Annotated in this window: 14 protein-coding genes; 7 read left to right on the top strand and 7 right to left on the bottom strand. The window is 69.2% G+C overall.

Annotated features, from left to right (window positions below; all coding sequences use genetic code 11):
• Positions 1-290 precede the first annotated feature (290 nt).
• A complete protein-coding gene (gene tyrS, locus F0U44_RS16245; RefSeq protein ID WP_149729403.1) occupies positions 291-1562 on the bottom strand; it encodes a tyrosine--tRNA ligase in 1272 nt (423 codons plus the stop codon).
• Between the two features lie 99 nt (positions 1563-1661).
• Between tyrS and F0U44_RS16240 the strand changes: the two genes are divergently transcribed.
• Positions 1662-3032: a serine/threonine-protein kinase gene (locus F0U44_RS16240; protein ID WP_149729402.1), complete on the top strand. Its 1371-nt coding sequence runs from the start codon at positions 1662-1664 to the stop codon at positions 3030-3032.
• Here the strand turns inward: F0U44_RS16240 and F0U44_RS16235 are convergent.
• The gene (locus F0U44_RS16235; RefSeq protein WP_149729401.1) at positions 3019-4368 is read right to left on the bottom strand and encodes an ATP-binding protein; all 1350 of its coding nucleotides are present in this window, start codon (positions 4366-4368) and stop codon (positions 3019-3021) included. The two genes, F0U44_RS16240 and F0U44_RS16235, sit on opposite strands and share 14 nt — an antisense overlap.
• Positions 4361-5044 (bottom strand): response regulator transcription factor, encoded by a 684-nt coding sequence (locus F0U44_RS16230; RefSeq protein ID WP_149729400.1) that lies wholly within the window; start codon positions 5042-5044, stop codon positions 4361-4363. Before F0U44_RS16230 ends, F0U44_RS16235 begins: the two co-directional genes overlap by 8 nt.
• A gap of 81 nt (positions 5045-5125) precedes the next feature.
• On the opposite strand from F0U44_RS16230, the gene F0U44_RS16225 reads away from it, so the two are divergent.
• Complete coding sequence (locus tag F0U44_RS16225) at positions 5126-5935, top strand: hypothetical protein (RefSeq protein ID WP_149729399.1); 810 nt, start codon at positions 5126-5128, stop codon at positions 5933-5935.
• A 62-nt stretch (positions 5936-5997) separates the two neighbouring features.
• Positions 5998-6336, top strand: a complete 339-nt coding sequence (locus F0U44_RS16220; protein WP_149729398.1) for a PepSY domain-containing protein — start codon at positions 5998-6000, stop codon at positions 6334-6336.
• Positions 6337-6387: 51 nt separating this feature from the next.
• Here the strand turns inward: F0U44_RS16220 and F0U44_RS16215 are convergent, their stop codons facing one another.
• Positions 6388-7461 carry a DNA adenine methylase gene (locus F0U44_RS16215; protein WP_149729397.1) on the bottom strand — a complete coding sequence of 358 codons (1074 nt, stop codon included), beginning with the start codon at positions 7459-7461 and terminating at the stop codon, positions 6388-6390.
• Positions 7462-7496: 35 nt separating this feature from the next.
• Entirely contained in the window at positions 7497-8459 is a 963-nt protein-coding gene (locus F0U44_RS16210) for an NAD-dependent epimerase/dehydratase family protein (RefSeq protein ID WP_149729396.1), read from the bottom strand.
• Between the two features lie 88 nt (positions 8460-8547).
• Between F0U44_RS16210 and F0U44_RS16205 the strand changes: the two genes are divergently transcribed.
• The gene (locus F0U44_RS16205; protein WP_149729395.1) at positions 8548-8859 is read left to right on the top strand and encodes a response regulator transcription factor; all 312 of its coding nucleotides are present in this window, start codon (positions 8548-8550) and stop codon (positions 8857-8859) included.
• 65 nt (positions 8860-8924) lie between these two features.
• Here F0U44_RS16205 and F0U44_RS16200 read toward each other — a convergent pair whose 3' ends face one another.
• Positions 8925-9797: a choice-of-anchor D domain-containing protein gene (locus F0U44_RS16200; protein ID WP_188113521.1), complete on the bottom strand. Its 873-nt coding sequence runs from the start codon at positions 9795-9797 to the stop codon at positions 8925-8927.
• Positions 9798-10024: 227 nt separating this feature from the next.
• On the opposite strand from F0U44_RS16200, the gene F0U44_RS16195 reads away from it, so the two are divergent.
• From F0U44_RS16195 to F0U44_RS16190, 3 genes are read left to right on the top strand one after another with little or no spacing between them, the layout of a single operon-like run.
• Complete coding sequence (locus F0U44_RS16195; RefSeq protein WP_149729393.1) at positions 10025-10297, top strand: hypothetical protein; 273 nt, start codon at positions 10025-10027, stop codon at positions 10295-10297.
• The gene (locus F0U44_RS23760) at positions 10290-10421 is read left to right on the top strand and encodes a hypothetical protein (protein ID WP_281292643.1); all 132 of its coding nucleotides are present in this window, start codon (positions 10290-10292) and stop codon (positions 10419-10421) included. The genes F0U44_RS16195 and F0U44_RS23760 overlap by 8 nt, the downstream gene beginning before the upstream one ends.
• Before the next feature lie 49 nt (positions 10422-10470).
• Positions 10471-11043 carry a collagen-like protein gene (locus F0U44_RS16190; protein WP_149729392.1) on the top strand — a complete coding sequence of 191 codons (573 nt, stop codon included), beginning with the start codon at positions 10471-10473 and terminating at the stop codon, positions 11041-11043.
• Positions 11044-11051: 8 nt separating this feature from the next.
• Here the strand turns inward: F0U44_RS16190 and F0U44_RS16185 are convergent, their stop codons facing one another.
• The gene (locus F0U44_RS16185) at positions 11052-11987 is read right to left on the bottom strand and encodes a choice-of-anchor D domain-containing protein (protein ID WP_188113520.1); all 936 of its coding nucleotides are present in this window, start codon (positions 11985-11987) and stop codon (positions 11052-11054) included.
• Positions 11988-12025: the final 38 nt, after the last annotated feature.

Raw genomic sequence — 12025 nt, 5'->3', positions numbered from 1 at the left:
TGAGTTCTCAAACATCACACGCACCAGGCCGTTTCCTCGCGGATCCGTGCCTGCGCTTGGTGATCACCCCGCACGCAGCCAGATCTCGGTGAAGTTCGAACCTGCCGTTGGCATGTCCGTTGTCACCGAACTGGTGAGAATGGGGCGTCCGCCTCGGGGCCGGAAGCCCGACTCTTCTGAGTCTTGCTCCCCGCCGCTCCCTGGCGACTTGGAGAAGATTACACACCTCCCACGCGCCCCACAAATCGGGGTGGTGTGTCCCGCGCCACACGGCCTCGGGACCTCCTGTTTCAGCGCATCCGCACGCCTGCGAAGCGCTTCTTCCCGCGCCGCAGGACCAGCCAGGAGCCACCGATCAGGTCACTGCCGGCGGGCACGTGGTCGGCGTCGTCGACACGCACGTTGTTGATGTAGACGCCACCCTCGGCGACCGTGCGCCGGGCCTCCCCCTTGCTGGCCGCGAGCCCTGTCAGCGTCAACAGGTCGATCACGCCCGGGATGCCGTCAGCGCCGTCGACGTCGACCGCGCCCGCCTCGGAGAGGGCCGCTGCCAGGGTCGCCGTCGACAACGTGGTGATGTCGCCTCCTCCGAAGAGCGCGTCTGCCGCGGCTTTCGCCTGCGTCGTCTCCTCGGCCCCGTGGACGATCGTCGTGACCTCGTCGGCCAGCACCTTCTGCGCCTCACGGAGGAAGGGCCTCTCTGTGTGCCTCGCCTCCAGCGCCTCGATGTCATCGCGCGACAGGAAGGTGAAGGTGCGGAGCAGCTCGCCGACCTTCTCGTCCTCGGCGTTGAGCCAGAACTGGTGGAACGCGTAGGGCGACAACATCTCCGGGTCGAGCCACAGCGCCCCACCCTCGGTCTTCCCGTACTTGGTGCCGTCGGCCTTGGTGATCAACGGGGTCGCGAACGCGTGGGCCTTGCCCCCGTCGGCGCGGCGGATCAACTCGACGCCACCGGTGAGGTTGCCCCACTGGTCGCTGCCGCCGAACTGCAGCGTGACGCCGTACTGACGATGGAGCTGCAGGAAGTCCATCGACTGCAGCAGGACGTAGCTGAACTCGGTGTAGCTGATGCCGGCCTCGAGCCGCGTCTTCACGACCTCGCGCGCCAGCATCCGGTTGACCGGGAAGTGCTTCCCGATGTCGCGCAGGAAGTCGATCGTCGACAGCGTCGATGTCCAGTCGAAGTTGTTGACCATCGTCGCTGCGTTGTCCCCCTCGAACGAGAGGAACGGCTCCACCTGGGCGCGGACGCGCTCGGTCCAGTCCTTCACCGTCTCCAGGGAGTTGAGCGTCCGCTCCCCCGAGTCCTTCGGGTCGCCGATCATGCCGGTGGCACCGCCGACGAGTGCGAAGGGCGTGTGCCCGGCATCCTGCAGCCGTCGCGCCGTGACGAGCTGGACCAGGTTGCCCATGTGGAGGCTCGGGGCGGTGGGGTCGAAGCCGACGTAGAACCGCACGCTGCCCTCGGCCAGAGCGGCGCGCAGGGCGTCGCGATCCGTGGTGTGGGCGAGCAGGCCGCGCCACTCCAGGTCGTCGAGGAGGGTCGGATCGACGGACACGATGGTCCTTTCGTCGTACGTATGCGTGGTGGTTCTGCGTCCCAAGCCTGCCCCATCGGGGACGGGTCTGCCCAACGGGATAGGTAGTCTGGCAGCGCAATGTCCAGCATCCGGGTGGCCGACCGATACCTGCTCGACCGCGAGATCGGTCGCGGCGGATCGGGCGCCGTGTGGTTGGCCCGTGACGAGGTCCTGGGCCGTCACGTGGCCCTCAAGCGCATCGGGCTGCCGCCAGGAGCCTCGGCATCCGAGCTCGGGCGCGCCGAACGTGAGGCCCGCCTCGCCGCCCGGATCCACCACCCCAACGTGATCGCGGTCTTCGACTTCGTCCACGAGGGTGACGTCCACTGGCTCGTGACGGAGTACGTCGAGGGCACCACCCTCGCGCAGCTCGTCAGCCAGCGCGGGCGACTGTCCCCGGCAGAGGCCGGCCCCGTCCTGCTGCAGACGGCGGAGGCGCTCGCCGCCGCGCACCGCGGCGGCGTCGTCCACCGCGACGTGAAGCCGTCCAACATCCTCATCGGCGCCGATGGCACGGTGAAGCTGTCGGACTTCGGGATCGCCCGCGGCATCGCCGACGCCTCGCTGACCCAGACCGGGCTCGTGACCGGCTCCCCCGCCTATCTCGCCCCGGAGGTCGCGACCGGAGCGTCGGCGACACCCGCGAGCGACGTGTGGTCGTTCGGCACGACGATCTTCCACACGCTGACCGGGCGGCCGCCCTACGAGGCCAACGGGGAAGGTGGCGGCGTCCTGGCTGTCCTCTACCGGATCGCCCACGAGCCGCCGCCAAGGGTCGAGGACCCGGGCTGGCTCGGCCCGCTCCTCGACGCGACGATGACCCCGGACCCGTCCGGGCGACCCACCATGGCGCACGTCGTCGACTACCTGCGGGCCGGCCCGCAGGCGCAAGCGCTGCCCGACCTGGAGACGCAGGTGCTGCCGACCGTGCCCGCGCCGCCGCGTCCGCCGACCGCTCCGCGATCGGCAGGCCCGCAGATCAGTGCCCGCACCGCCGCGGCGGCAGGGGCGGTCGTCGTACTGCTGCTGATCGCGGTGGTCGGCGCGTTCCTCCTCGGCAACGACGACGACCCGTCGGCCACACCGCGCAACGGGAGCTCGACCTCGAGCGACGGCAGCGACAGTGGTTCGACCGAACCGCTGCCGACCGTCGCCGAGCTCGAGAGCTTCGCGACCACCTACGTCGCGACCGCATCGGAGGATGCAGAAGCGGGCTACGCGATGCTGACGTCGTCCTACCAGGCGCGAAGCCCGGGCTACACGGAGTTCTGGGGGTCGGTGAAGAAGGTCGAGATCCTCGACATCTCAGCCGACCCGGCCGATCTGACGGTCACCTATACCTACCGCTACGAGCGCAAGCACGAAGGCAAGAGCGAGGAGACGGTCACGCTGCACCTGGTGCAGGACGCCGGCGGCCTGCTCATCGACGACGCGGTCAGTAGCGGCTGACGGGCAGTCGCACCCGTACGACGGTGCGGTCCCCCTCGCGCCCGAGGTCGATGCGGCCGCCGTGCGCGCGGACGATCTCGTCGACGATCGCCAGTCCGAGGCCCGACGATCCGTTGCTGCCGGCGAAGCGCTCGAGCGGTCGCGACTCGACGAACCCGGTGCCCTCGTCGCTCACCGCGATCAGGGCCTCGGCTCCCTCGGTCGACACGGCGACCCGCACCGCGCCGGCGCCGTGGCGCAGGGCGTTGTCCACCAGGTTGGAGATGACCCGCCCGAGCTGGTCGGCGTCGGCCACGACCGGCGCGGGGCCGGCGACCTCGAGGGTGACCGCCCTGCCGGCGGCCTCAGCGGTCGCCTGGAAACGTCGGAGGACGTCGTCGGCGAGGTCGGCGAGGTCGACCTCGGTCGCGGCGAGCTCGAGGTTGCCGGCTTCCGCGCTCGCGAGGGCGAGGAGGTCTTCGCTGAGCGTGATGAGGCGACGTACCTCCTCCTCCACCGAGCGCAGCGCCTCGCGCAGCTCGCCGGGAGAACGGTCGCCGGATAGTGCGAGCTCGACCTCGGTCAGCAGCAGCGCCAACGGAGTCCGCAGCTCGTGGCTCGCGTCCGCGACGAACCGACGCTCACGCTCGAGGCCGTCGTCGAGCCTCTCCAGCATCGCGTTGAGGGTCAGCGCCAACCGGCGCAGCTCCTGGGCGGGTGGCACGGGCAAGCGCTCCCCTGCGCTGCGGGAGGAGATCGTTGCGGCACGAGCCCGCATCCGCTCGACCGGGCGCAGTCCGACTCCGGCCACGAGATAGCCGAAAGCTCCGGCCAGCGCCAGCGCCAGCGGCCCGCTGATCAGGAGCTGCCGGCGTACGGCGTCGACGGCGTCGTCGACGTCCTCCCGGTTGATCGCGACGACCAGGTACTGGCCGTCGATCTTCCGGATCAGCACCTTGACCCGCTCGCTCTCGACCTCGGGGTTGCCGAGGTCCTCATCGTCCTCGTAGAGGTCGTCGTAGACGTCGACGGTCGCGTCCGACCACCCGATGCCCTGCGCAACAGGGTCGACCAGCCGGCCCGGTACAGCAGCGGACGAGGCGATCACCGATCCGTCGTCGGCGAGCAGCTGACCGTGGATCTCCGCGCTCATCTGTCCCACGAGCTCGGCCCGCTCCTCCGGCGACACGAGCACGAGGCGCTCGCTCTCCGACTCGAGCTGTTCGTGCAGACCGTGGTCGAGCGCGGCGTGCACGCGCCACTGGAGGAAGGCGCCGAGGGCGACCAACGCGATCGCGGTCGTCGCGAGGAAGGCCGTGGCGACGCGCAGGCGCAACGACCACGCCTGCCTAGCCACGGGCGGCCTCCGTCAGCCGGTAGCCGACGCCGCGGACGGTCCGCAGCGACTCCACGCCGAACGGACGATCGATCTTCTCGCGCAGGTAGCGCACGTAGACGTCGACGACGTTGGACGAGGTGTCGTGCGTGACGCCCCAGGCGTTGGCGAGCAGCTGGTCGCGGCTGAGCACCTGCTCAGGCCGGCGCATCAGGGTCTCCAGCAGCGCCATCTCGCGGGCGGACAGCTCGATCTCCACCTCTCCGCGCCACACCCGGTGCGCGGCGGGGTCGAGCCGCAGGTCGCCGACCTCCAGCACGGTCGGTCGTGCGACGGGCCCCCGGCGAGCGAGCGCGCGCATCCGGGCGAGCAGCTCGTCGAAGGCGAAGGGCTTCCCCAGGTAGTCGTCGGCTCCGCTGTCGAGGCCGGTGATCCGGTCGGCGACTGCGGTCCGCGCGGTGAGCATGAGGACCGGCGTCCAGACACCCGATCGACGCAGTCGGCTACAGACCTCGAAACCCTCCATGTCGGGCAGACGCACGTCGAGGAGGATCACGTCGTAGCCCTCGTCGTCCGCCGCTGCGTCGAGCGCCTCACGCCCGGTGCCGGCGATCGTCACGAGGTCGCCACGTTCGGTCAGACCGCGCGCCACCAACCGGGCGAGCTTCGCCTCGTCCTCGACCAGCAGTACACGCACGTGGCCACTCTAGGGAGAACTCGATGAGGTGGGGATGAGGGCCTCACCGGCCCCTCATCTTGGCTGCCTACGTTGGTGAGCATGAACAGGCACACATCCGCGGCCCTGGCCGCCGTCCTGGTGCCGGCCCTGCTGGCCGGTTGTGGTTCCGATGACGGCGGGCAGTCGAAGGACGCTCCCGCTGCCGCTTCCGACGCTCCGCCGTCGGACCTGCCCTCCGAGCTGGACCCGGTCGGGACCGGCCCCGAGGTGACCAACCCGTGGTTCCCGCTCGAGCCAGGAACCCGCTGGACCTACCGCGAGGTGGACGAGGATGGCGAGGCCCTCACTGTCGTCGTCACGGCGACGAACCAGACGCGGATGATCGCCAACGGCGTCGAGGCGCGCATCGTGCGCGACACCGTCAGCCTCGACGGCGAGGTCGTCGAGGACACCTTCGACTGGTACGCCCAGGACGCCGACGGCACCGTTTGGTACCTCGGCGAGGACACCGCCGAGTTCGAGGACGGCGCGATCTCGTCACGGGAAGGCTCGTTCGAGGCCGGCGTCGACGGAGCACAAGCGGGCATCGCGATGCCCGCCGAACCCTCGATTGGGGACACCTATCGGCAGGAGTACGCCGTCGGAGTCGCCGAGGACAACGGCGAGGTCCTGGCGCTCGACGCCCACGCGAAGGTCCCCGCCGGCACCTACGACGGGCTCGTGCAGACCGCCGACACCAACGCGCTGGAGCCCGATGCGCTGGAGAACAAGTTCTACGCGCGGGGCATCGGGCCGGTGCTCACCATCGACGTCGCGAACGGCGGTCGCGAGGCGCTCCTGTCCGTCACGGCGGTGTCTGACAGCGAGGCCCGCCGCGCAGCGACGGCGCCCCTGGGCACGGCGTACTGAGGAGGATGAAGGACGGATGAGAGTTCGGTTCCGGATCCCGAAACCCGACCTAGGTTGATGACATGAACCTTCGATCGCTCAACAAGAAGACCAAGATCGGCGTCGCCGCCGGTGCCGCGGTCCTGCTGGCCGGTGGCATCGCCGGAACCGCCTTCGCCGGCGGTGGCGACGACGACGAGACCGACCGTCCCATCCCGGCGGCCGACCTCGAGCAGGCCTCCGACGCGGCTCTCGCTGAGACCGGCGGCGGCACCGTGACCGAGACCGAGGTCAACGACGAGGAGAGCAAGTACGAGGTCGAGGTGACGATGGACGACGGCACCCAGATCGACGTGCAGCTCGATGAGAACTTCAATGTCGTGGGCACGAAGTCCGAGGGTCCGGGCCACGACGACGACTGAGGTCTCGTGACGGTCGCTCACGCGACGTCCTCGACCAGCTCGACCACCGCATCAGCCGTGGAGCGTCGCACGCTCCGCGGCTGTTGCCATGGCGGCATCGACGCGATCACGCGGGCCAGCCAAGAAGACGTACTCGACGTTGCGGCGGCGACCCACCTCACCGACCCGTTGCCCGGCGGGGTTGTGGATGCCGATCAGGGCGCCGACGTACCTCTTGCGATCGAAGCCGAGGAGCCGGACCTCCTCGTGGCCGGCGGCGCGGAGCATCTGCGTCATCTGGTCGGCGGTGATCCACGACTCGTCGTTGTAGGAGACGACGACGACCTCGGCCCGGACCCGGCCGATCAGGTCGGCCATCGCGGCCGGCATCGTGCGGCGGCTGTTGAAGACGCTCCGCGTCTGGTCGTCGCGGCTGTCGACGCGCTTGCACGCGACCCCGTAGTGCTCGGGGGCGTCCCAGCGGATCAGGGTCTCCCAGATGTGGTAGTTGGTGAAGTAGCGGTGCTGGTTGTAGGGCGGGTCGACGTAGGCGAGGTCGACCCCCGGTACGGCGTCGACGACCTCGCTCGCATCGCCGTGGATCGTGCGCCCGGGGCCGGGCAGCAGGTGGGGTCGCTCGAGCCGCAGCTCGCGATGGGCGCGCGGCGCCCACTCCTTCAGGTAGGCCATCTGCACGCCGGTCGTGGAGTCCACGCGGTCAGCCGCGAGCATCAGTGCCGTCAGCAGGACCGGGCGCAGCGGATCGCCCACCGGGTGGTCGATCTCGATCGCGTCGCGGATCGCGTCGACGCGCGCCCCGTTGCGCGGCTGGAAGAAGCGGGCGCTCTCACAGAAGGTCTCCGTGAAGTAGCCGGGCTCCCCCGGCAGCGCGTCGAGGCGAGCCAGCGCGGCGTCGAGCTCCGCGGTGTCGACGGCGGACGCGTCAGTGGCGATGTAGCAGTCGCTGAGCACCGCCGAGTAGGTCGCCAGGTCGTTGGCGATGACGTTGATCCCGCGACTCTTCAGCTCCTGCGCGACCCGGGTCGTGCCCGTGAAGAGGTCGAGCGCGGTGCGCGCTCCGGTCGCAACAGCGAGATCCCCCAGCACCGGCACCAGGGTGCGCTTGGAGCCGAGGTACTTGATCACACCGGCAGCGTACGGCGGCGGGCCGGTCCAACTCGTCAGGCGCGTGCGCGCCAGGCGGCCAGCAGCTCCCGCTCGCGCTCGCGGTCGATGCCGGTCACGGGAGCGTCCGGGTGGTCGCGCAGCCAGGCCAGCGTCGCGGCCGCGGTCTCGGCGACCGGCCGAAGAGTGAGCCCGGCAGCCAGGGAGGGCTCGACGAGGTGCTGCATCATCCCGTCGTACTCGGGCCGCGGGAGCCACAGCGGCAGAGAGTCCGGGCCCATCCACGGCGCGACGCCTTGAGCCTCGAGGAACTCCTGGTTGAGCCAGGTGAGCTTGGCGTCGGGAGCGCCCGCACGCAGGACCTCACCCAGGGGCGTCGGCAGGCCGACCGCATCGAAGTCGCCGTCCGTGCGCTGCTCGGCGAGCGTGACGATCCACGAGGCGAGGTCGCGCACGTCGATGACCTGGACCAGGTCGGCCGATGTGCCGGGTGCGAGGACCTCGCCACCCTCGGCGAGCCGCTGCGGCCAGTAGGAGAACCGGCCGCTCGGGTCCCCCGGCCCGACGATCAGACCCGGCCGAACGACGCTGGCCGATGCCGCTCCTGCGCGCACCGCCTGCTCGCAGGCGACCTTCATCGGGCCATAGGCCTTGGGGTTGTCCGCGAGGTCGACGTCGTCGGTGATCGGCTCGTGCAGCGGCAGCGTGCCCGGCCCTCCGGGGACCGACTCGTCGGCATAGACGTTGACGGTGGAGACGAAGACCCAGTGAGCATCCGGAACGGCGGCGACCGCTCGTCGTACGTGCGAAGGACGGCGTGAGACGTCGATCACAGCCTCGATGCCGGCGGGCAGCTCGGGGGGCTCCTCTGACCGGTCCCAAGGCACCAGCGTGGCGCCTTCCGGCACGCGGCCAGACGCGCCTCTGCAGGCGCAGATCACGTCGTGACCACGCCTGACCGCCTCCAACGCGACCGCGCGGGAGAGGAAGACGGTGCCGCCGAGGATCAGAAGTCGCATGCCCTCAAAGTAGGGGGTTATCCCTGATTCGCGAGGCGGCGAACCTTCGTAGGTTTCATTTACCCCCCCGTCTCGAGGAGCAGCTCCCATGACCGAGTCCATGCGCACCCCGCTGGCGACCTACACCGTCCCGCGACGCCATCTGCAGGTCGTGCACGGTAGCGATCCGCGCCGCCTTCGCCCCCTGCCGCTGTGGGTGGACCGACTCTCCGACCGCGAGATCGAGGTGCTGCACTGCATCGCCGCCGGACTCTCGACCAACGAGATCGCCCAGACCCTCTTCATCTCCACCGCGACCGTGAAGAGCCACATCGCACGGCTCATCGCCAAGGTCGAGGTCCGTGACCGGCTCCAGCTGGTCATCGCCGCCTATCGGAGCGGTTTCGTCGTCGTCGAGTAACACTTTCGACTACAGAGAACGACCGGGCCCGGCACCAGCCGGACCCGGTCGTTTCGCGTTGCGCGTCAGTTTTCCTGACCCGTCACCTTCACCTGGATCTCGAAGTACCCGATGACGTCGCCTGACGGGGGACCCTGGTAGTACGGGCCCACACCGCGTGCCAGCTCGACGCTCAGGAAATCGGTTTCGACGCTGTCGCCCGGTTCGTTGACCTGCACGCGCGCGGTACAGGACTCACCAGGCAGCACGGTCCAGTAGTAGCCGTCGCTCGTCCGGCACTCCCCGTCGCCGTCCTGGGAGTTGATGTAGACGAACTTGAAGGGGGCGTTGAACAGCTGGCTGTCGACGAGCATTGCCAGCGGGACGTCGGACTTGTTGGTCAAGGTCACGGTCCGCTCGGCCGTCCCCTCGGAGTCCACTCTTCCGAAGTTGACGGTCCCGGGAGTGACCTTGACCTTCGGCTCGACGCCCTTGCCGCTGAGCTTGACCGTCTTGGTGTTGAGGACACCGCTCGACGGGCCGTGCACGTAGTCGCCGCCGATCGCGGCGCTGTAGGCCGATACCAGCAGGCTGCCCTTGACCGACTTGCCCGGCGGGTAGTCGTCCTCATCGACGGGGATGAACTCGATCTCGAAGTCGCACGTGCCGCCCGGTTCCACGCCCCAGTAGTGGGTCTCGGACCCCGCGTCGACCATGCAGTGCTCGCTCCCGGACGTGCGGAGGGCGAGCGAGTACTGGGTTTCCGGGGTGACGGAGGTGATCTCGAACATCAGGTCGACCTTCGACGTGTTCTTCACGGTGAAGACCTTCTTCGGCGAGTTGCTGTAGGTGACCTTGCCGAAGTTGCCGGTGCCGGGAGACACCCGGAACGACGGCTCGGCCGCGGAGGCGCTCGGTGTGATCGCCGCCGGGAGGGCGGCGAAGGACGCTGCGGTCAACAGTGCGATCGCCCGCGCGGAAAATGTGGAGAAAGGCATATGTCCCCCAGGGAGCCAGGGCCCCGAGAGCAACGCCGCGCGGCGTCGCCACACGCAGCCTCCTCCGTTTTACCAACCAAGTCTTCGTCCATCCGGATGATCCTGCGGGCGTGATCCCGGCCACGGAACGGGGCCTGATGAGGCGCCCGTTACAGCGCGCAGCGTGCGGTTCGGTCACCATGGATCCCATGTCTGACGCCCCCCTTCCCGGCGCGAACCCCGTTGCCGAGCTGCTCGCGGGTGTCCGCCGCTACATCGCGCCCGAGATCGACGGCACATCGGCGCCTGAGCCCGCCGTCGCCGTACCGACGGATGACGCGCAGTGGGAGGAGCTCGCGACCGCCGTCGACGAGCTGGTCGAGGTCGTGCTCGTGCAGCAGGACCTCATCGAGAACATGCTGCTGCGGATGAGCCGGCTCGAGGGCCGCACGGTCGACGCGAAGGTGCGACGTGGTGCCTGAGTGGCGTCGCCCGGAGGAGCTGTTGCGGCTGGTCGAGGCGCTCCGCCTCACCGAGCCGCGCCCGCGCCGACGCTGGTCCGACCTGCTCGCCGACACTCGGCAGGCCCGCGCACAGGAGAGCTGATCCGAAAAATTCGCGGACGAACATCGTGGGGGCGACCTACGATCCCCGGATGAAGATCTCCCTCCAGACCACCGTTATCGGGGGCGCCATCGCCGGTGCCCTCATCATCACGAGCGCCGCCACCGGCGCCGTCGCCGGCGCTCTGATCACCAGCGCCGATATCCAGGACGACACCGTCCGCAGCGTCGACGTCCGCAATGGCAGCCTCGCCGCGGGCGACCTCAGCGTCGCCGCGCGCGAGTCGCTCCGCGGCCAGACCGGGCCCCAGGGCGAGGTCGGACCGCGTGGGCCGCGAGGTCTGCAGGGGATCCAAGGTCTCCAGGGCTACACCGGCGACACCGGTGCGCCCGGAGCACCCGGCGCACCGGGCATGTCCGGGTATCAGATCATCACCGGGTCCAGCGGCGACTACGGCGGCGGCGAGTACGGGAGCTACACGCTCCGCTGCCCCGCCGGCAAAAAGGTCATCTGGGGCGCCGTCAACTGGAGTTTCACCTACGGAGGCACAACGTTCCAGGAGAACATCACCGAGAACGGCAATGCCTTCGAGGTCTACGGCTACAACGACACGGGCAACACCCACTACCTGTACGTGAAGGCCCTCTGCGTCTTCGTCAGCTGACCAGGGGCTCAGCCCGGATGGCCTGACCCGTGCACCTTGACCTTGACGTAGACCAGGCTCTGCACGTGCCCGCTCCACCCGGAGTGGTAGCCACTGTCGTCGAGGTCTGAGCGACCGACGAGGAGCTGCAGCTGGTCGGTGTGGTTGCCACCCGTTGGCCCCTGCGCCAGTACCCGCACCTCGCACGACTCCCCCGGCAGGATGGTCATGTAGAGCTCGCCAGTGCCGCCGTCGGTCGCCCGGCAGAGACCGTCATAGAGCTCGCCGTTCGGGAAGATGAACTCGAACGGTTCGTGGCCCGCGTAGTTCGTGGGCCGTACCTCCAGCGGGATGTCGGACTTGTTGGTCACCATCGTCCCGTACACCGCTGCTCCGTTGGTGTGAACGGTTCCGAAGTTCACGGTCGCCGGGTTGATCTTGACCTTCGGCGTCACACCCTTGCCGCTCACCTTGAGGGTCTTGGCGACCAGTGCACCGCTCGCCGGCCCGTGGACATAGACGTCCGTGAGTGCGGCTTCGAAGGCAGTGATCGTGAAGCTCCCCTTGTGGGCATAGGTGACCTGCCAGTCGGGTCCCTGGTGAGGCGCGTACTCGATCTCGAAGTCGCAGGTGCCGCCCGGAGCCACGCCCCAGAAGTGGGGGTCGCCGCCCGTGTCGACCATGCAGTGACCGTCGCCCGTGGTGGGGAGGTTCTGTCCGAAGTTGATGGCGCCGTCGACCTGGTCGACCTGGAACACCAGCTGCATCTGGGAGGTGTTCTTGACGGTGAACGTCTTGGTCTCGGAGGCGGTCAGGGTGACCTTGCCGAAGTTGCCGGCGCCCGGCGAGACCGTGAATTTGGCACCGGGCGCGGCCTCGACGGTCGGCGCCACGAGGGCCGGGACGGTGACAACGGCAGCCGTCGTCAGCAGAGCGATCAGACGCGGGACGCTACGAAAGCGCATGGAAAGACTCCCCATGGAGTAACGGCCCCGGGAACTGC

This window comes from Nocardioides humilatus (assembly GCF_008373755.1).
In the GTDB taxonomy this organism is placed as follows: Bacteria; Actinomycetota; Actinomycetes; order Propionibacteriales; family Nocardioidaceae; genus Nocardioides; species Nocardioides humilatus.
Note: the sequence above shows the minus strand (reverse complement) of the source record. Positions and strands in the feature narration are given on the sequence as shown.